The organism is Streptomyces sp. NRRL F-5122 (genome assembly GCF_001507435.1).
Taxonomy (GTDB): domain Bacteria; phylum Actinomycetota; class Actinomycetes; order Streptomycetales; family Streptomycetaceae; genus Streptomyces; species Streptomyces lannensis.
The window spans coordinates 16,272-35,167 of the sequence record NZ_LMWH01000250.1 but is presented as its reverse complement, the minus strand read 5'-3'; the positions used below and the strand labels follow the sequence as shown (position 1 = coordinate 35,167).

11 protein-coding genes and 2 pseudogenes are annotated in these 18,896 nt (G+C 68.4%); 2 read left to right on the top strand and 11 right to left on the bottom strand.

Annotated features, from left to right (window positions below):
* Nucleotides 1-60 precede the first annotated feature (60 nt).
* The 5 genes from ADL25_RS31050 to ADL25_RS31030 form a co-directional block, all read right to left on the bottom strand.
* Entirely contained in the window at nt 61-2,382 is a 2,322-nt protein-coding gene (locus tag ADL25_RS31050) for a GH92 family glycosyl hydrolase (protein WP_059131207.1), read from the bottom strand.
* 124 nt (nt 2,383-2,506) lie between these two features.
* Complete coding sequence (locus ADL25_RS31045; RefSeq protein WP_059131206.1) at nt 2,507-4,918, bottom strand: glycosyl hydrolase family 95 catalytic domain-containing protein; 2,412 nt, start codon at nt 4,916-4,918, stop codon at nt 2,507-2,509.
* A 711-nt stretch (nt 4,919-5,629) separates the two neighbouring features.
* Complete coding sequence (locus tag ADL25_RS31040; protein ID WP_159045043.1) at nt 5,630-7,069, bottom strand: hypothetical protein; 1,440 nt, start codon at nt 7,067-7,069, stop codon at nt 5,630-5,632.
* A gap of 328 nt (nt 7,070-7,397) precedes the next feature.
* A complete protein-coding gene (locus ADL25_RS51630; protein WP_079050683.1) occupies nt 7,398-8,066 on the bottom strand; it encodes a DUF4232 domain-containing protein in 669 nt (222 codons plus the stop codon).
* 306 nt (nt 8,067-8,372) lie between these two features.
* Entirely contained in the window at nt 8,373-9,284 is a 912-nt protein-coding gene (locus tag ADL25_RS31030; protein ID WP_059131203.1) for an SCO0930 family lipoprotein, read from the bottom strand.
* Between the two features lie 308 nt (nt 9,285-9,592).
* Between ADL25_RS31030 and ADL25_RS31025 the strand changes: the two genes are divergently transcribed.
* Entirely contained in the window at nt 9,593-10,009 is a 417-nt protein-coding gene (locus ADL25_RS31025; RefSeq protein WP_059131202.1) for a hypothetical protein, read from the top strand.
* 488 nt (nt 10,010-10,497) lie between these two features.
* Here ADL25_RS31025 and ADL25_RS52290 read toward each other — a convergent pair.
* The 4 genes and pseudogenes from ADL25_RS52290 to ADL25_RS31005 form a co-directional block, all read right to left on the bottom strand.
* A pseudogene (locus tag ADL25_RS52290) lies at nt 10,498-10,699 on the bottom strand (IS701 family transposase); the annotation flags it as partial.
* Between the two features lie 194 nt (nt 10,700-10,893).
* The gene (locus ADL25_RS31020) at nt 10,894-11,880 is read right to left on the bottom strand and encodes an NAD-dependent epimerase/dehydratase family protein (RefSeq protein ID WP_059131201.1); all 987 of its coding nucleotides are present in this window, start codon (nt 11,878-11,880) and stop codon (nt 10,894-10,896) included.
* 151 nt (nt 11,881-12,031) lie between these two features.
* A complete protein-coding gene (locus ADL25_RS31015) occupies nt 12,032-14,872 on the bottom strand; it encodes an AfsR/SARP family transcriptional regulator (RefSeq protein WP_059131200.1) in 2,841 nt (946 codons plus the stop codon).
* Between the two features lie 1,083 nt (nt 14,873-15,955).
* Nucleotides 15,956-16,795 (bottom strand): SDR family NAD(P)-dependent oxidoreductase, encoded by an 840-nt coding sequence (locus ADL25_RS31005; RefSeq protein WP_059131228.1) that lies wholly within the window; start codon nt 16,793-16,795, stop codon nt 15,956-15,958.
* A gap of 10 nt (nt 16,796-16,805) precedes the next feature.
* Here ADL25_RS31005 and ADL25_RS31000 point away from each other — a divergent pair.
* Nucleotides 16,806-17,798, top strand: a pseudogene (locus ADL25_RS31000) (helix-turn-helix transcriptional regulator).
* Between the two features lie 304 nt (nt 17,799-18,102).
* Here ADL25_RS31000 and ADL25_RS30995 read toward each other — a convergent pair.
* Both ADL25_RS30995 and ADL25_RS30990 read right to left on the bottom strand, forming a co-directional pair.
* Nucleotides 18,103-18,324 (bottom strand): helix-turn-helix domain-containing protein, encoded by a 222-nt coding sequence (locus tag ADL25_RS30995; protein ID WP_059131198.1) that lies wholly within the window; start codon nt 18,322-18,324, stop codon nt 18,103-18,105.
* Nucleotides 18,324-18,815, bottom strand: a complete 492-nt coding sequence (locus ADL25_RS30990) for a DUF2975 domain-containing protein (RefSeq protein ID WP_059131197.1) — start codon at nt 18,813-18,815, stop codon at nt 18,324-18,326. The genes ADL25_RS30995 and ADL25_RS30990 overlap by 1 nt, the downstream gene beginning before the upstream one ends.
* Between the last annotated feature and the right edge of the window lie 81 nt (nt 18,816-18,896).

Below are 18,896 nucleotides of genomic sequence, written 5' to 3'. Positions count from 1 at the left end.
GTCCCGGAGCCGTTCTCCCCCCAGTGCACAGCCGAAGTTGCGGGGCAGCCCCCGGTCGGCTCAGATACCCGACGGCGGCATCCACCTGGGATCGCTGCCCCACTCCTTGTTCGGTTCCGGGCCCATGTCGAGTACGAGGCGGCCTCCGGCCATGATTTCCTCGTGACGAAGCCAGGCGCGGTGCAGGGGCCTCCCGTCGAGCGTCGCAGACCGCACGTAGCAGTTGACGTCAGAGTTGTGCGTGCTCTGGATGGTGAAACGGGTGCCGCGAGACGTGGTGAAGGTGACCTCGTCGAAGAGCGGGCTGCCCAGGGCATAGACGCCGCTGGCCGGCGCCACGGGATAGAAGCCCGCGGCGGCGAGCACGTACCAGGCGGACATCTGTCCGCAGTCGTCGTTACCGGCGAGGCCCGCTGGACCGGTCCCATAGGCATGACGGCACACGTACCGGGACCACTTCTGCGTCAGCCATGGGGCTCCTGCGTGGACGAAGAGGAACGCCATGTGGTGGACGGGCTCGTTGGAGTGGTTGTACTTGTCGTTCCACCGCATCATGTCCTCGGGCGGTGTCTGCTCGAAGATCGTATTGAGGCGGCTGATGAATGCCTCCCGGCCACCGAGCAGTTCGATCAGTCCTGGCACATCATGGGGTACGAACCAGCCCTGTTGATCCGGGTTGGACTCCACGCAGCCTTCTTGATCGCCCATCCAGCTGCCGTCGGCGTTGCGCCCGCGGAACCAGCCCGCCTCCGGGCTGAAGACGTTGCGGTAGTTCCGAGACGTGCGCAACAGCTCCCTCGCGTCGGCGCGGTGTCCTGTGGCCTGCGCGAAGCGGGCCAAGGCGTAGTCGGAGTAGCTGTTTTCAAGGGTCTCGGACAGGCTGGTGTTCACGCACCAGCCAAGGTTTTTCCAGTTCGCGTAGTCGTTGCGGTTGGATCGCTCGATCGGTCCCAGTGCCACGTCCCGGCAGAGACGGTAGGCGGTGTCGAGGTCGAAGCCGCGGACGCCCTTGAGGTAGGCCTCGGCTATGACGTTGATCGCGGGGTCGCCGATCATCGTGTCGGTGTCGGTCCCCAGCAATTCCCAGCGGGCCAGGCCTTTGACCTTGCCGGAGGACGTGAGCTCCAGCAGCGTGTTGACGGTGTCGGACACGACCTGTTCGTCGATGATGGTGAGCAGCGGCATCTGGGCGCGGAAGACGTCCCAGCCGCTGAAGACGGTGCGTCGCGCGAAGCCGCGTTGGCGCTCGGGGCCCTGGGCATCGTCCCGGATTCTCGGGTCCAGCATGGTCCGGTAGAGCGCGGAGTAGAAGATCTCTCGTTGTGTGTCGGTGCCACCGGTGGTGTTGACACGTCCGATCGCGCGGGACCAGGTGGCGCGGGCTCGGGCGCGCAGCCCGTCGAAGTCCCAGCCGGGCAGGCTCGCCGCCAGGTTGCCCCGTGCACCGGTCACGCTCTCGAACGACACGCCGGCTTTGACCAGTATCTGCTCACCTGCTGCGACCGGGAACTCCACGAAGAAGCCCGCGCTGTCACTCGCGGTGTGTCGCTCGTGGGCCTGCCGGTCGACGTCGTCCTTGTCCCAGGTACCAAAGGCACCTATCGGCCTCTGGAAGCGCATCGAGAAGTGCACCTCGTACACCGGGCCGTTGCCGCAGATCCAGCCGCCTCCGGAGCGGTCGGCGGTCATGGACCCCTCGATGGTGTGGTCATCGACCAGACGTACGTGCTGAGTCACGGTGTGTGTGCCGTCGAAGCCGATCCGGCGCGCCAGGTCGACCTTGATTCGGCCGGTGCCCTCATCCTGGAAGGTGAACCGCAGGATGCCGGCCCGCTCGGCGGCGGTGAGTTCCGCCCGAACCTTGTAGCGGCCGAGTTCGACGCTGTAGTAGCCCGCCTCGGCAGTCTCGGTGGCCTTGTCGAACGGGCTTTTGGCGGCGTCACGGCCGGTCACGAGTTCCCCGGTCTGCGGCATGACTTGAAGCTGGCCCAGGTCCCCGTAGCAGCCGATGCCACTGAGGTGGAGGAAGCTGAAGCCCTCGATGGTGGTCATGTCCGCGGAATAGCCGCTGCCGTTGTCCCCACCACTGACCGTGTCGGGGCTCAGCTGCACCAACCCGAACGGCACCACGGCGCCTGGAAAGGTCTTGCCGCATGCGGTGTCGGGGGACGTGGTGAGCGCCCCCGTCAGCGGATTCACCCAGTCGACGTCCGGCCGCGGCGCGGCAGCCGGTGAACCCGCGGATGTTACGGGCGTGACCGCGGTTCCCTCGGCTGCTGCCCCATCCGGTGTCGGGATGCGTGGTGACGCGACTGCGGCACCGGTCGCGGCCAGGAAGCCCCGGCGGCTGAACGCGCCGCCCTGCCCGGTCTGTTCACTCATGGGAAAGATCCTCCAGATGCCTGATGCAATGGACCCGCGCGGGAGCAGTGCGACGGGTGAGTACCCACGCACCCGTCCATGACGGAAGGCCCGGCGCAGCCGCGCGCTGGGCCCTCCGCCTCATTCACCAGTGCAGCGTCGCGGCCTCGCCCGGGTGAAGCCGCAGGGTCCGTGTGACTCCATGGGCGATCACCTTGGTGGTGCGGCCGCCGACGCTGCGGATCACGACCTCCGTGATCCTTCCCTTGTGCCAGGCGAGGTCGACGGTGAAGCCGCCACGGGCGCCGAGCCCGGTGATGCGGCCTTGCCGGGCCCAGGCCGCGGGCAGGGCAGGCAGCAGCTCGATCCGCCCGGGGCGGGAGTACAGCAGCATCTCGACCATGGCCGAGGGTGTGCCGAAGTTGGCGTCGATCTGGAAGATGCTCCGGTCGTCCTCGACCTGGTAGATGTCGAAGAGATTCATGGCGGAGCCGTTGCTGTTGTCCGTGGAGGGCCGCAGGTTGGTGGTCACCAGTTGGTAGGCACGCTCTGCGTCCTTCAGTCTGGCCCAGCACAGGGCGCGCCAGGCGTTGGCCCAGCCGTAGCTGTCCATACCGCGGGCCACGAGCAGCGCACGCACGCCGGAGAGCAGGTCGGAGGGTGAGCCGTCGAGGGTAATGCGGTCGCCGGGGAAGAAGCCGATCAGCGGCGAGAGGTGCCGGTGCTGTTCCTCTCCGAGGTTGTCCGGTGACATCCACTCTTCCAGCCAGCCGCTGGTGGGACTGACCCGCGGTAGGTACAGGCGCTCGCGCAGCCCGTCGAGGGTGCGCCGGTAGGCGGCGTCCTTGCCGAGGGCCAGGCTGGCGGTGTGGAAGTTGCCGAAGAGCGCCCACACCAGTTCTTGTGAGTAGGTGTTGCCCACCGAGTCCTGGGGGCCCTGTTCAGGTGACCAGTCCTTGTCGTCGACGAGCACCTCGCGGTCCTGCCCGGTGGCGGGATCGTTGACGGTTGCCGTGATCAGCCGCGTCTCCCAGAACTGGCAGGCGCCCTTGAGCAGCGGGTAGATGCGGGCGAGCGTCGCGGTGTCCTGGGTGTACTCCCAGTGTTCGAACAGCGTGTTGGCGATCCAGGCGTTGGCCGCGGGATGCCACCACCAGCCCGAACCACCGTGGATGTTGGTGGAGAAGGCAACGGCCCAGCCCGCCACTTTCCCGGAGGAGTTGCGGAACCGGTTACGCGGGTCGTTGTAGAGGCGCCGGGTGGTGTCGGTCCAGGAGGGCAGCTGGGCGAGGCAGTAGTCCGTGAAGGCGTCGAAGCAGGCGGACAGGCCGGTACGATCGGCCATCCAATAGTTCATCTGGACGTTGATGTCCGTGTGGTAGTCGCCCATCCAGTCCGGATCGTTGCCGTCCAGCCAAGGCCCCTGAAGGCCCATCGGAACGCTGTCCCGGGAGCCGGCGATCATCAAGTAGCGGCCGAACTGCAGGTAGCCGGCCTCCAGTTCGGGGTCGGGCGCGGCACCTTCCTGCGCGCGGGCCTGGAGACGGGTCCAGGTGTCGGCGGAGCGCTGCTCGCCGGTGGAGGTGCCGAGAGAGACGTGCAGGGTGTCGAACAACTGGCGGTGGTCGTCGACATGGGTTGCCCGCAGCGTGGCCGGGTCGTGCCTGGCGGCAGTGTGTACCTTGTGCAAGGCCAGGGCGTGGGGGTCGGCGGCGGGGTCTCGGTAGCCGCGGGTGGGGTCGGGTGCGTAGTCGGTGCCACCGCTGAAGACGATCAGCAGGTCGGCGCAATCGGTGAAGGTCAGACCGGTGGCAGTGGTGGCAACCCTGCCGGTGCGGCTGACCGCGGTGACCGCCGCGGCGTAGCGAAGGCCGTTGCCGAAGGCCGCAGCGAAGGAGGAGGTGATGTCGTCGGCGTCGGTGACCGCGGTCTCACCATGGGTGCCGGCCAGGATGATGGCGCCGGTGAGGCCGCCGTCGGGTTGGATCAACCGCAGAACCACAACGTCGTCGGGATGGCTGGCGTAGACCTCGCGACGGTGGGCGGCTCCGCGATGCCGGTACTCGGCGGTGACCAGGCCGTTGCTCAGATCAAGGGTTCGGCGGTAGCCGCTGACCGTGTCCGGGGTGTGGTCGGGCAGCTCGACGGTGAGGTGGGCGAGTTGCGTGAGCGAGCCGAACTCCACCCGCTCATAGGGGAACTGGCCATCGTTGTCGAGGACGTCGTTGCGTCCGCCGGTCCACAGGGTGCTGTCGGTGATGTAGAGCGCCTCGCGGCTCGGATCGTTTCCGACGAGGGCACCGAGCCTGCCGTTGCCCACCGGCAGCGCCTGTTGGACCATGGCGTTCTGCGCCGCGGGCGCGGTGTACCACAGCTTCAGCGCCTCGCCATCCGGGGTCCGAGGGTCCCCCGACGGGCGGTGGGGCTCGGCGGCAGCCGCGGTAAAGGTCGGCAGGCCGAAAGCGGCGAATGAGCTCGCGGCTCCGACGACAGCGGCGGCCGACAGAAAGCTCCGACGACTGGGCGGTTGGGGGGCGGCGGGGTGGGGCACCGTCATGTGAGCTGTCCTCCCGATGAGTTCTGCGGCACGTAGGGTGCTTGCGGGCACACAGGAGCAACATAAAACTCATAATTAATGTATTCAAGGGTTCCGACGGAGAGAGGATCTCGGTCCTTACATCGGATGTCTGTGACGCCAAGCTCGTTGGCAGTGGCTCTCGGTACGTCCTCCGGCACAGCGGATCGGGAGCAAGCGTCATCACGGCAACTGGTCGACTCCCTGCCCCGGGGTGTGCAAGCCCGGGGTTGTGACGGGTCCGCGGACTTCTCGCCGCGACTGCTGTCACGGCCCCTCTTGGCGCGCTACGCCAAGGGCTCCGATGTCGCCGAAACTGAGCGGCGCTGAGGCCTGCTCATGTATGCCGTCGCTTCTTGCCCGTCCCGCCCTTCGCTCAGCAGATCGGCCGCATCTGCCCCATCGGGTCCCCATGGCTGGAATGGGCCGGATTGGGACCCAGGCGAGATTGCGGTACAGAGGCTGTGCGCTCCCCGCACCAACTCGAGGAGGTGCCGCCTCGTCTTCGGGCACGCGGCGTGTGAGGGGTGAGTGCTCGAGGTGTGCATCCACGACGTCGACGCAGGCCCGAGCCGCCGAAGTGGGCGCACGCGCTTACACACCTCCTCGCCCGCTGTCGGAGGCGGCCGAGGAGTGCCGGGCGCTCGACACTGGTGGAGCCCTGGACGGACACGCGCCGCACCCGAAAGGTGCCTACGCGGACGTGAACTTGGCGGCGATGAGCTTCTTCCCGTTCACTGAGTCGTCCTTCATCTCGTCCCAGCCGAGACCGAGGGCAACGAGCGTGTCGCGTGCTTCTTTGACCCGTTCGGGCTTCGTCTCGTCGCGCGCCATCTCGTAAAGCGCCGCCGCATGTTGGTCTCGCTCGTTCGGGCCCACGTCCTTCCAGAAGGCCAGCGTCCTGCGCAGTCGGTCACGGCGCGACGGGGTGTGGCCACCTGCTGTCTCCGGTGCGGCGCTCTGCTCCCAACGATGCTGAAAGAACCTCCAGGTCTTCCAGCCGGCTGATCCCAGGGCCACCGTGGCGGCGGCGCCGGCGAGCCCCCAGCCGACAGGGGTGGCGACAAGGACTCCGGCCCCGGCCGCCATTCCGGCGGCGAGGACCACCCCGGCAACCATCGAGGCGATGGAGCCGCCGACGCCCAGCAGACCCGCAACGGCGCCGATGGCCTTCATGGTGGTGCCTCGGCTGTTCTTCCGTGCCGCGTACTCCTGAACGTCACGCAGTGAGATGTCCTCGGCCGCGCCACCCCTGTAACGCTTGACCTTCTCCGTCTGCTTCTCCAGGGCGTCCTGCATCTTGGCGGAGATGACCGCGCGTTCCTCTTGCCGGGTCCTCGCGGCCTCCAGATCCGCCTGGTCCCGCTCAAGCGCTGCCTGAGCCTGGTCCGCCCGTTCCAGGAGCCGGACGAGAAGGGCGAAGTCCACCTCCGCCCCTCTTACCTCTTGCTGCGTCTGCTCCCACAGTGCCTTGTCGAAGGATGCCTCCGCCGTCTCGACGTCGATCCGACCGTCGTTCACGGCCTTCTGCAGGGCTTCCACCTGATCGTTCGCCGCTCTCAGGGATTGCTTGGGCTTGTTCTGGTCGTCCATCAGCCTCTGCAACGCGGCGACGCGCCGACGCGCGCGATCCGCCTTTCTGATGAAGCGGACGCTCTGAACAGAGGCCGCGACCACTCCGATACCGGACGAGGCAGCGGCCACCCCGCTCACGGCCGCCTGGACCACATGCTTGAGATTCATCACGGCGGCCGCCAAGCCGGTGGACATGTTGACGAAGCTCAACCCCTGCTCCGCCGTCCCGCCCGCCCCAGCCTTCATGTCTCGGCCCAGCGCGTGGTCCTCGGCCGTGCCCGGCTTGGCGTTCTTCCTGCCCATGCGTGCACGGTGGAACTTGACGCCCTGACCCACGAGCCCTGCGGCCGAGGTGACCGTTCCGACGCCGGAGCCGACGACGCTGCCGTACTGCGCGGCATTCGTCGTCGCATCCGGGTTCCTGTAACCACCGGCGACCGACGCACCCGTGAATTGGTTGTTCGCGTCCCCGGCGGAGGTGACGTCGCCGGCCTTCTCGGCGGCCGCACTCAGCGAGGGCCCCGCCGGCGGCGGCCCGCCCGGCTTCGTGCCGGTCACCCACTGAACCGCCGCGGCGTTGCCGGCACTTCGCTGCAAAGCCAACAATTGCTGCGGGGATACAGCACCTTGCTTCCCCGCCACGCCCGGGCCCTCGGCGGCAGATTGACGCCGGGCCGCTGCAACCGCATTGCGCCCTCGCTTGGCGTCAGCCAAGTGTTCACGTCCCTGCACGTCGTCCTCCGAGCATGTCGGCGATGGCGGCTTCGCGTACGACGACCACCGGCCGCTGCTCCACCGCTCTGGGGTATCGGCCCGAACGTCCCTTCCGGGCGGACCTCGTGGACACCCTCACCGAAGTGCAGTGAAGGTGTCCGGACCTCTGAGGTCAGCGGATGGGGTGGACCGGGCCGACCTTGAGTCCATGGATGGCCGAACTGGTGCACTCGGCCGTCTTCCACGGCGCATCGATCTGGTCACTCGAGCCGGGCGGGAAGACACCCAGGAACGACACGCTCTTCAGTCGGCACTCTGCTTCGGAGTAGCCGGACCGCCCGCTGGGAGCCTGGGCGTCCGCGGCGGCGTGGGCGTTGGGGATGAGGGTCACCGGGGTCGCGGCAGTGTCCGTGTCACGGTCGGCGGCATTGCCGATCTGAGCGCCGTCGCGGCCGCGGAAGGATACGCCGGGGAAGCCGGTGAGCGTGCATGTCGAGTCGCCCGTGTTCTGAAAGACCAGCTGGAAGTGGGTCGTACCGGCCGCGGTATCCACGTTCTCTACGGAGACCCGGAGATGTGCGGACGTGCACCGCTGAGGGTCGCTCCCGCGACCCGAATCGGAGTCGGACCCGGCGTCCTGCGCACCGGCTCGGCTCCGAGATGCCGAGGAGGCACTGCCGTCCGCAGGGTCGGCCGACGACGCAGAACTCGGGGAGTGCGCTGTCGACGAAGCGGTCGACGGGACACCGGAAGCGCCCTCCGTGTCCTTGCCGCAGGCCGTCAACGCGGCGAGAGCCAGAACGAGGACGGGTATGGCGCGACGAACGGTCGCAACGTGCATGAAAACCCAGTTTCTTGTGCTGTGACAGGGTGGATCCCCGCCATGGTCGAGTGACGGTCCCCCACTCCCCCGGACTCCTGTGGCGGGAGTTCACCGGCCACATGGAAACCCGGGCGAGCATTCACGACCGCTTCTGGTCGGGTTCCTGCATCGCCGACTCCTGTGACGGCCCCCGTTCCAGACGGTTCAGGTCCACATCAAATTCCAGCCAGACCCCCGACTGAGCGGACCACCCCCATGACAAGGAGGGACGGCTCGTCTCGGTCGGGCTGCCGGGATCGGCGGCGCGGAACCGGGGTGGGTGACTCAGCCCTTTGCGGCCGGTACCGTCTTGCCCTGGTCGATGGTGATGGACTGCTTGATGGCGAACCAGACGCCGCCGACATTCTGGCCGTTGATGTCGCCCGGACGGGTGTCGCCCTTGAATGTGTAAGCGGGCCAGCAGTTGAAGGCCTCCTGCTGGGTGCCGTTCGGGGTGGTGAAGGTGAACAGTGCCTTCGGATCGAGTCCGGCGGCCTTGGCGTCTTCGGCGGAGACCGGAGCCGTGGGCGTCCACTTCTGCAGGCAGGTCGCGTCGCATGCGGTCTTCATGGGCCATGGCTGGTCCTTGGTGAACAGGTACAGCGTCCGGCCGTCCTTGTCCTGCAGGACCATCCCCAGCTTCGGGTCGTTGAGCACTCCGAGGGCCGGGCGCTTGACGCCGGCCTTCCAGCCGTCGGGCGCGGACGCGTACCAGGCGCCCTTGACGCCCTGACCGTTGACGTCTCCGGGCTTGGTGTCCTTGGCGTAGTAGTACAGCGGCTTGCCCGCCAGTGTGAGCTGCTTGGAGCCGTCCGTTCGTGTGATGGAGCCCAGCAGCTCCTGGTTGATGTCCTTCGCGGCCTTCGCTTCACCGGCCGGGACCGGCGGCCACTGTGTGGCGCACTCGCCCTCGCAGCTCGAGGAACCCGGCTTGGTGTCCTTGGCGAAGACGTAGACGCTCATGCCCTTCCCGTCGACGACGACGTCGCCGAGGGAGTTGTCGGCACGCACGGACACCTCACCTGAGGACAGTGTTGCCGCGGTCGCCAACGGGCTGCCGGAAGCGGCGGTCGCCGCAGGCTGCTGCGCGGCCGCAGACGTCTGGTTCGCTGTCCCGCCACCGCAGGCCGTCAGGGCGGTCAGCGCCAGCAATGCGGCGCCGGCCACGGCCAAGGAGTTCCGGGCGTTGCTCTTCATCACACTTCCCCAAGTTCATCAAGCATGTACTCCGTCACGGAGTTGCGCAGTGCATGACCCCGCAGCCACAGGGTTCAGGCCAAGCCTTTCCCAGCCGCCGGCGCCCGGGCCAGGTACGCGAGGGCACATCACGTGGGCCGCATGGTCACAACCTTGCGTGATCATGGGCCCGTACGAGACTTGGTGAAGCCGAGGCGTAAGCCCGCTGAACGAATCCCTCGAGACACCTCAGGCGTGCAGAAAGCCAAATTTCAACTGCTGAGTCCCTGTGTAGCCTGTCGATCTACTCGAACAGCAGGGGGCTGATCGTGGACGGGGAAGGCAAGCACGTCGACATCCACCTACCCGAAGGATCCTGGTGGGACTGGGACGTCATCACCTGGGACGCCGGGCAGTTCCGTCTGGCGGCCGGACATGACCTCACCTACTCTCACGGCTTGGAGTTGGTATTCGGTCATCCCGCCTTCGTCAACTGCCCGGCGACGTTTCACGACCCGGTCTTCCGCGTGCCGACGAGCGAGGAGCGCATGCGACTCGCCCGCCAACTTGGTGAGAAACCGCCGGTTTTCGTCGCCTTCGATGCAGACGCGGGCGGTCAGGAACCCATCTCATGCCTCATCGCCGCGGAACGCTTCGAGGTCGTGCAGGAGACCGTTCTGAGGTACTGGCGGGACGACACGGCCCCTGGTCAGCGCTTCGCCCCGTGGGTGCGGCCTCCGGCGTAGCCGACGAAGCGGACTGTGCAGCGCCATCCCTGGCGGATGGAAACGGGATGGCAAAGGTCTCATCGCGGCGTCGTTCTTGCCGAGGCCGCCCACCACGGCCGCCGATCCCGTTGCGGTTCGCGGCCGCGTCGGTTCCGAAAGCTACAGGTCAACAGTCCTTGTGCTGCTGCCGCGCTTGAAGCCGCCGCACATGCCTGGCGTACTGCCCGGCGTGCGACCTCTGAGCTCGATCGATCGAAAGCACTTGGGGATCCGCCGCTTGCTCGTAGAGTTCGATTTCGAAGGGATCCCAGTCCTGCTCACAAGCCGTGCCAACGCGTCCCGATCCTGCTCCGCCGTCGGGCGCATGCGAACCTCGTCCCTCCTCATCTGACCGCTCGCTTCGGCTTCGTCCACCACACGAGTATATGTGGGCCCGGCGGCATGCGGACTCCTCCGAACCAAGATCCACGTTTCGCGGCCCAATACTCCAGTACCGTTTATTGATCTATCAAGGCGCGTACCTCGTCGCGGACCGCATCGGCGTCCCAGCGGGCGTGGCGCAGCAAACGCCGCATCGGCCCGGCCGGGTGTGGGCCGCCTGTTCGGCCAGCGACGTTCGATGTTCGACGTTCGACAGCAGCTGAGCAGGTAGGAACGGGCCGCGGTTCGGGGCCCAACTCGCCCGAACCGGCTCTCGATTCGGGCCATAACCTGGTGGAACTTCGCCCGCCAGCGGGCAGGGTCCACGCTACGGCCTGTGACCACCGCACGATCTTCAGGAGTCCACACAATCCCCGGTGATCACGCGGCGGCCGTACCGGTTCTCGGCCGGGCCGACCACGGAAGTGAGAACGGAAGGTGCCTGTACCGACGCTCGGGTGTGCAAGACCGGTCCTGCGCCGTCAGCCGAGGGCGTCAAGCAACTCGCGCTCGCGCTGCGCGCTGAGGCCTGCGCGTCTTTCCCGGTCCAGCCCCTGCTCGCGTTCCCAGCGCAGCGTGTCGGCCAGCATCTCCGCCGTGGGCCGGTGATGCAGCCCCGCGGCGCGCGCCGAGGACCCGTCCCGGGCCGACCACCCTTCCCAGCCCGGCTCAACCAGCCACATCGCCAGCGATTCGGACCCCATGTACTGGGCCACGCCATTGGCGAGCAGCCACGCCGATTCGGCGGTGACCGCCGGACCGGTGTGCCCGCCGGCGGCGCGGGACAGCTCGATCCACTCTTCGAACGGCACGACCGGGCCGACGGCGTTGTACGTGCCGGTGGTTCCCGTCTCCGCGGAGTCGAGTAGCCAGGAGGTGAGGTCCCGCACGTCGACCACCTGGGTGGGCATGGCCGGTGTGTCGGGGACCAGCATCGGCCCTCGCGGATCGCGTGCGGCGCGGGCGACCCAGTAGCCGGAGCGCCCGCTGTGATCGCCCGGCCCGCCGATGAGCCCGGCTCGTGCGATGAGGAGGCGGTCGTCCACAGCGGCTGTCGACGCCTGCTCGCAGGCGACCTTCGCCTCGCCGTACAACTCGCGGTCGACCTCGCTCCGGTCGGTCGGGGCGAGCAGGGCCGCGGACTCGTCCGCCCCCGGCGTGGCGTGGGAGGCGTAGACGTTGCCGGACGAGACATACACCCAGTGCCCGGCCTTGCCGCCCAGCACGTCGAGCGCTCCACGAACGAAGCCCGGCTGCCATGACACCTCGACGACCGCGTCCCATACGCGGTCGAGCAGGGGCTCGTACGCGGACGGGTCGCGCCGGTCGGCGGCGACCAGTGTCGCTCCGTCCGCGACCTCTCCGCTCTCGCCACGCGCGAGGCAGGTCACCCGATGGCCGCGTTCGATCGCCTGCCGCGACAGCTCCCGAGCCACCCATGCCGTTCCGCCCAGAACCAGGATCTCCATACCGACACACAAACACCTGGATCACCGCCCGGCCAGGCCGATTCGCTGACAGCAGATGGTCAGCCGTCAGATCGATCGACCTCAACCCTCGGGCAACAACATCGACCCGCCGAGGCATTCAAACACCCGATCACGACGTCACACTGGAGTACTAACCGTCCACGCCCAATTCCTTGATCTTGCTCCGGATGTCGTCGGCCTGACGATGGCCGAGTGCGTCGAAGACGTCCAGGGCCTCATTCCAGGCGGTGTGCGCGTCCCATGGACGCCCCATGCTCATATAGGTGTCGCCGAGTCGGCTGAGGGTGTCTGCGCTGCCAAACAGAACGTCGATCCCGCGGTAGCGGGCCACGGCTTCTCGGTAGGCGGCGACGGCCTGCTCGTACTGGCCCATCTGGTGGTGCGCGTAGCCGATGCTGTCGTGTGTGTCCGCCGAGCCGCACACGTCGGAGGCCGCCTGGTGCAAGGGCAGGGCCTGGAGGCAGTAATGAAGGGTCCGCTCGTGGTGTCCGAGCAGGGCGTGGTACCAGCCGACGGCGTTGAGGCAGCGTGCGGTGGTTGCGGCGTCGCCGCTTGCGCGGCTGAGTTCGAGTGCTCTTTCAGCGTGGACCAGTGCGCTCTGGATGTCACCCAGCCGTTCCGCGAGCCAGCCCGCCTGGCGGTGGGCCTCACCGCTGAGAGCGGGGTCCTTGGTCTCGACGAAGAGTTCCACCGAGCGCGCCATGTGCGCACGAGCCTCCTCGGCACGGCCGAGGGTTGCCGTCGCCCTCGCCAGTCCACGGCGGATGAATGCCTCTCCGAGGGGGTCTGCGAGTCGGAGTGCCGCGTCCAGAGCGGCCCGATGGGTCGTCACGATGTCGCCCCAACGACCTCGACGGTCGAGGTATTGCTTGATGACCCAGGCCAGTTGCCAGGTGTAGGCGTCGTGCTGCGGGTCACGGGAGGCCATGCCGATGCAGCTGATCAATGCAGCGTGTTCGACGTTGAACCATCGTTTGGCTGCTTCGGCACCGCCTTCGCTGCCGGCCTTTTCCACACACACGCCCGGCAGCACGGCGGGCAGGTCGATGTCGTCCCGGCCCGACTTGAAGAACTGCCGCGCGTTGTCGGCGCTGTGCAGATAGTGGTTCAGCAGTCGGAGGTGGGCGGCGTCGCGTTCGTTCTGTGTATCGGTGGCTTGAAGCAACTCCGAGGCGTAGGCGCCGAGCAGGTCGTGCAAGGCGAATCTGCCGGGGGTGCGCTCCTCCACGAGGTGGGCCTGGATCAGTTCGTCGAGCAGATGGCGCGTGTGGGAGACGGAGAAACCGCCCAGGCTTGCGGTCGCAGCCAAAGCCGTGTCGGGCCCCGGGTGGAGCGAGAGCAGCCGGAACAGGCGTGCGGCGTCCGGGCCCAGGGCGTGGTACGAGCAGGAGAAGGCGACCCGTACGTCAGCTGCGGAGTCGCCGCTGCGGAAGGCGTCCAGACAGCCTGCGCTGTCGTGCAGTTCCGTGGCGATGGTGGACAGCGGCATGGCAGGACGGGTTGCCGCGCGGGCCGCGGTGATGGCCAAAGCAAGTGGCAGTTGGCCGCACATCGCGACGATGTCCGCGACCGCCTCGGGCTCGTTGGCCGTCCTGGCATGCCCGAGCCGCCGGGTGAGGAAGCGCCGAGCCTCCGGCTCCGAAAGGACGTCCAGATGGACCGGACGGGCGCCGTCGACGGCCACCAGGCCGGCCATCTGGTTGCGGCTGGTGACGATGACCAGGCAGCCGGGCGCTCCCGGCAAGAGTGGCCTGACCTGGGCCGCGTCGCGCGCGTTGTCCAGCAGCAGGAGTACGCGTCTGCCCGCGAGCCAGGTCCGCAGCAGGGCCGCCAGTGCGTCGACCTCCTGCGGCAGCTTTCCGGCGTTGGCGCCGAGTGCCTCGAGTGCGGTGCGCAGGGCCTGCTCGGACGCGACGGGAGGGCCCCCGTGGTCGAAGCCTCGCAGGTTGAGGTAGATCTGGCCGTCCGGGAAGGCGTCGGCGATCTGCCGGGCCCAGTGGACGGCGAAGGCGGTCTTCCCGACGCCTGCCATGCCGGTGACGACGCTGACGGCGGCGCCGTCGCCGGTCACCAAGCCGGAGGCAGCCTCCAGTTCGACCTCTCGGCCGACGAATGCCGCCAGGTCGGCCGGGAGTTGGGCGGGGGTCGTCGCAAGGTGATCTCGTGCGGGTGTGTCCGCCGGCTGCACGCGGGCGGGTGCCGTCGGTGCGAGAAGGTCGCCGTCCGCCCGCAACACCCTTTGGTACATCGCCTGCAGGCCCGGTCCGGGATCGACGCCGAGCTCGTCGGCGAGGAGGGCCTGTGCCTCCCGGTAGGTGGCCAGTGCTGCGGCCTGCCGTCCCGAACGGTACAGGGCCAGCATCAGCAGCTCCCGGAAGCGCTCGTCCAGGGGATGGTCCCTGACGAGGCCGACCAGGGCGCCGGCTGCCTGGACGTGCGAACCCAGTTCGATCTCGGCCCGCATCAGCATCGCCTCGGCGGACAGCCGTTGCTCACCGAGCCTGTGCCGTTGGGCATCCGCGAATTCACCCCGGACACCCGACAGAGCCGACCCCTGCCACAGGCCGAGGGCCTCCCTCCAGTGGTCCGCGGCCTCCTTCAGATGGCCGGCGTCGTGGGCGTACTCGGCTCGGGCGAGCAGCCTGTGGAACACGCCGAAGTCGACGTCGTCCTGACCGATGTGGAGCCGGTAACCGCGCCCCAGGGACTGCAGGACGGACGACACGCTCTCGCCGACGGGACCGAGAACCTTGCGCAGTCGGTGCACATAGGTGCGCAGCGTGCCGGCCGCCGAAACCGGTGCGCGAGTCCCCCACACCGCGTCGATGAGTTCGCCCATGGACACCTGGGTGCCTTCGGCGAGCAGGAGCGCCGCCAGCACCGCCCGCTGCTGCGGCGGACCGAGGTCGACCTCCACAGCCCCTCGCCATGCCCGCACCGGTCCCAGGACGGCAAAACGCAACTGCTCCATCACATGGCTTCCCTGAGAACACGGCGCTTCCCACCCCGTATGCCTGCCGAACCGTGTCGGCCCGTTCCCGCGGGTGCGAACGCTCTTCCGCGCGAGTGCGGCACCGCGACACCGTGCGCCGGCTCATGTGCCGGCCAAGTCGGGCTGAACGACCGGCGGCCTTCGGTGAGCAGCGGTGGTTCCCCCTTGCCCCCACGGCCGGTGGGCAGCGGATACGAGACGGCGATCACCGGCGTGGGCTCCGCGGGCAGGGTGGCCATGCACTCGTACGTCTCCTCGGCCTCCGCCCGTTCGAGGAGAGGAACGATGCCTGCCGGCATGGCCACGCGTACCGCCTTTGGGTAACTCGATTGATTGCCTGACCCGTATGTGGCTTCCACAGCTCTCACGAACCGCGTCGGGTTACGAAGCGGCGCGCCGCGAGGAGTCGCCGACGAGTCGTCCAGGGCGCCCTTGCCCGTAACGTCGCTCGCGGCCGGCGCGCACCCACCTTCACCATGCGCACCGGCCTACCAGCCCTTCGGCGCTCCGTTGACGCGATGGCGTCCGCGGCCGGGTTACGGCTGTTCGCTCTCCACTATTCCCCGAGCGCACCGCTCGCACATAGAACGGAGACGCCATGTTGACGCACCCCCGTTCGATGACCGCGCCACGCAAGGTTCCCGGTCCGGAGCGCCAGGGTGCGGCTGCTCCGCCTCGCCAGTGGGTTCCTCACGCAGGCGGCACGGTCAGGCGCCCAGAGGCGCGCCCGGCGTCGCTGACAAGTGGCGTACCGCGGCGCGGAGTCGACCTCTGTGTGTCCACTCCACGCCATGGACCGGGCTTCGACGCCGTGGATCGGGCGGTCCACCGTGGTGAACCGCCCCGTCATCCCGCTCATCAGGGGCTCGAACGCCTCCTGCCGGCGGGCAGGGTCCACGCGGTGAACTGAGGCCACCGCATGATCTTCAGTCCTCACACACCGATGATCAACAGTGGTCGCACCCGTCTCCACAGCGCGTCAGGCTCGTACGGCATCCACCGTGCGCTCGGCGTGTCGGTCGGAGCGGTTCATGATCCGCTCGGCGTGCCGGTCGGAGCCGGTCATGATCCGCTCGGCTTTCCCTGCGCGAGGCGCGCTACGTGGTCCCACTGCTCCAGGCCGGCGAGCCGGCCGGAGTACTCGGTGCGCAGAGCCTCCAGGCCGCCGGTCCCGAACAGGACCCGCATGGGCGGCTCGGGCGTTTCCGCGAGCGCGAGGAGGGCCTCGGCCGTCGCCGCGGGATCGCCGGGCGTGAGACCGCTGGCTGCCGCCCCCGCGTACAGCGCCTGACGGGCATAGGCGTAGGCCGGGTCCTGCCGGGCCTGCGGGGATGCGGCCGCCAGGCCGGTGGGAAACATGATCGGCTCGATCAATGTGACGTGGATGCCGTACGCGGCCACCTCTGCCGCGAGTGACTCGCTCATCGCCTCGAGAGCCCATTTGGAGGCCTGGTAGATGCCGAGCGCCGGATAGGCGACCAGGCCCCCGAATGAGGAGACCTGCAGGATCCGGCCCGCACGGCGCTGTCGCATCCCGGGCAGCACGGCGCGGGTGGCCCAGAGCGCGCCGAAATAGTTGACGTCCATCTGGGCCCGGGCCTGTTCCTCCTCGACCTCTTCGACGGCGCCGGTCAGCATGTGACCCGCGTTGTTGACCAGCACGTCGATTCCGCCGAACGTCACCTCAGCGCTCTGCACGGCGTCGCGCACGGCGGCGGAGTCGCGCACGTCGAGTTGCAGGGGCACGAAGCGGTCGTCGCCGTACCGCTCGGACAGCGACGCCAGCGACGTCTTGTCACGGGCTGTCGCCGCGAGCCGGTCACCGCGGGCGAGGATCGCTTCGGCCCAGTGTGCGCCCAGCCCGCGGGACGCTCCGGTGAGGAACCAGGTCCGGGAAGTCATTGCCCTGCTCATGAGGATCTTCTCCAGCGTCATCCGAACCGGGCGGCTCCCGCTCCGGCATTCAGCGTTTCGCCGATCGGAGCCGTCAGGCAGAGTCGCCTTACCCAGGGATCGGCGGTCTCTGGCTGCCCGTCCGGCTGTGACGCAGACTCGAAGGGTGGACACCAAGCAGTTGGCTGATTTCCTGCGGGTGCGCAGGGAGGCGCTCGGCCCCGGGGACGTAGGCCTCCCAAACACAAGGCGCCGGCGCACTCCTGGACTGCGCCGTGAGGAGGTCGCGCGCCTGGCCGACATCTCCACGGACTACTACACCCGTCTGGAGCAGGATCGTGCGCCGCAGCCTTCGCCGGGCGTGCTGCGGGCGATCACCAGGGCACTGCGCCTGACCTTGGACGAGCGCGACCATCTCTTCCGGCTGGCCGGGCACCCACCACCGGACCGCACGCGGTCCGACGACCATGTCGCACCGAGCCTGCTCGGTGTGCTGGACCGCCTTTCCGATGTCCCGGCTCAGGTGATGACCGACCTCGGTGCCACCCTGGTCCAGAACGACCTTGCACGGGCCGTCTTCGGCGATCTCACCCGGCCGCGCGGTGCCGCGGGCACGGTGGTGTACCGGTGGTTCACCGATCCCAGCGCCCGGGCCGGGTATCCGGTTCAGGATCACGCGACGGAGTGACGGGCGCTCGTCGCCGACTTGCGGGCCGCAGCCGTGCGCCGCGACGACACCCAGGCGAAGGACCTGGTCGAACTGCTGCTACGGGCGAGTCCCGAGTTCGAGGCCCTGTGGCGTCTGCATTCGGTGGGAGTGATGCGCAGCAGACGCAAGCGGATCCAGCACCCCGCGGTGGGCCTTCTGGAACTCGACTGCCAGATGCTCGTCGACGAGGAGCGCACACAGATCCTCGCCCTGTTCTCGCCGGCGGCGGGCACACCGACGGCGGAGCGTCTCACACTTCTCGGTTCCTTGGGACCGCTCGCCGCCGAGCGCTCTTCTCGGTGAGCCCGCCGCCCGGTCCAGCGCGTCGCCTGGCGATGCGGCCCAGCAGCCGCCGCACCGTCGCCTCCGCCGGCAGGCGCCGCTTCAGGAACAGCGGATCCGGCCGTACGCCGCGCGGATCGTGAGGGTCTGGCATCTCTGCCGGTCGCTCCAGCCGGCCCGGGGCCGCCGCGCACGGTCGCAGATGCTCGCGGAGCCGGTCAAAGGCAGGCGGGATCGACATCGATGGGCCGACAGGCACGGACTTCCATGCGGATCACGGGGGGCGAGAACTCCATGATCTTGGAAGCCCGTGCCCGGGGGCACGTCATCCGCTCGCGGCGTCCTCGGCCTCCCAGCGCAGCAGGTCGCCCGGCTGGCACTTGAGCACCTCGCAGAGCGCTGCGAGTGTCGCGAAGCGCACCGCCTTCGCGCGGCCGTTCTTGAGCACCGCCAGGTTGGCGGGCGTGATCCCTACGCGCTCCGCGAGCTCGCCCACGGACATCTTCCGTCTGGCCAGCATCACGTCGATGTCGACGACGATCGGCATCAGATCACCTCGTCCAACTCGGCCTGCATCTGCGCCGCTTCGACGTCGCGCGCGACGGCCTGGGCGAGCAGCATCCGCAGCACGAGCACGATGAGTGCCACCCCCAGGATGGCCAGGCCGATCCCGCCCATGATGAGGGTGACGCCCGGGTCGTCCCGCTGGCCCGGCGCATTGATGGCCGTGACCGTGAACCACACCAGGGCAGCCGCCACGATCGCGCCGATCACGCCGTCCACGTACCGGAAGGCCGCATGGGAGAACACCGTTCCGCGTCGCACCATCGTCACCAGCCGCCATACGCAGACCAGGGCGACCTGGGCCGACACCATGCCCAGGATCGTGACCACGCGCAGCGCCGTCAGCGGGAGGGACCCGTCCTCCGGGTCGCTCCCGCTGACCAACACCCACACCATCCCCGCCTGTACGAACACGGTGCCGGCGAACACCACCACGAGCACCGCACGCAGCGCACCCACGGCCAGCTTTCCCATAACCCATCCCTCCATCGACTAGCGATGGGAATCTATCGAATATCGATAGACGAAGCAAGGGCTGGGTGAGAGGTGGGCAGT

Coding starts and splice junctions, on each gene's coding strand:
- ADL25_RS31050 (WP_059131207.1), bottom strand. CDS start 2,382: ATGAGTGAACAGACCGGGCAGGGCGGCGCGTTCAGCCGCCGGGGCTTC.
- ADL25_RS31045 (WP_059131206.1), bottom strand. CDS start 4,918: ATGACGGTGCCCCACCCCGCCGCCCCCCAACCGCCCAGTCGTCGGAGC.
- ADL25_RS51630 (WP_079050683.1), bottom strand. CDS start 8,066: ATGCACGTTGCGACCGTTCGTCGCGCCATACCCGTCCTCGTTCTGGCT.
- ADL25_RS31030 (WP_059131203.1), bottom strand. CDS start 9,284: ATGAAGAGCAACGCCCGGAACTCCTTGGCCGTGGCCGGCGCCGCATTG.
- ADL25_RS31020 (WP_059131201.1), bottom strand. CDS start 11,880: ATGGAGATCCTGGTTCTGGGCGGAACGGCATGGGTGGCTCGGGAGCTG.
- ADL25_RS31015 (WP_059131200.1), bottom strand. CDS start 14,872: ATGGAGCAGTTGCGTTTTGCCGTCCTGGGACCGGTGCGGGCATGGCGA.
- ADL25_RS31005 (WP_059131228.1), bottom strand. CDS start 16,795: ATGACTTCCCGGACCTGGTTCCTCACCGGAGCGTCCCGCGGGCTGGGC.
- ADL25_RS30995 (WP_059131198.1), bottom strand. CDS start 18,324: ATGCCGATCGTCGTCGACATCGACGTGATGCTGGCCAGACGGAAGATG.
- ADL25_RS30990 (WP_059131197.1), bottom strand. CDS start 18,815: ATGGGAAAGCTGGCCGTGGGTGCGCTGCGTGCGGTGCTCGTGGTGGTG.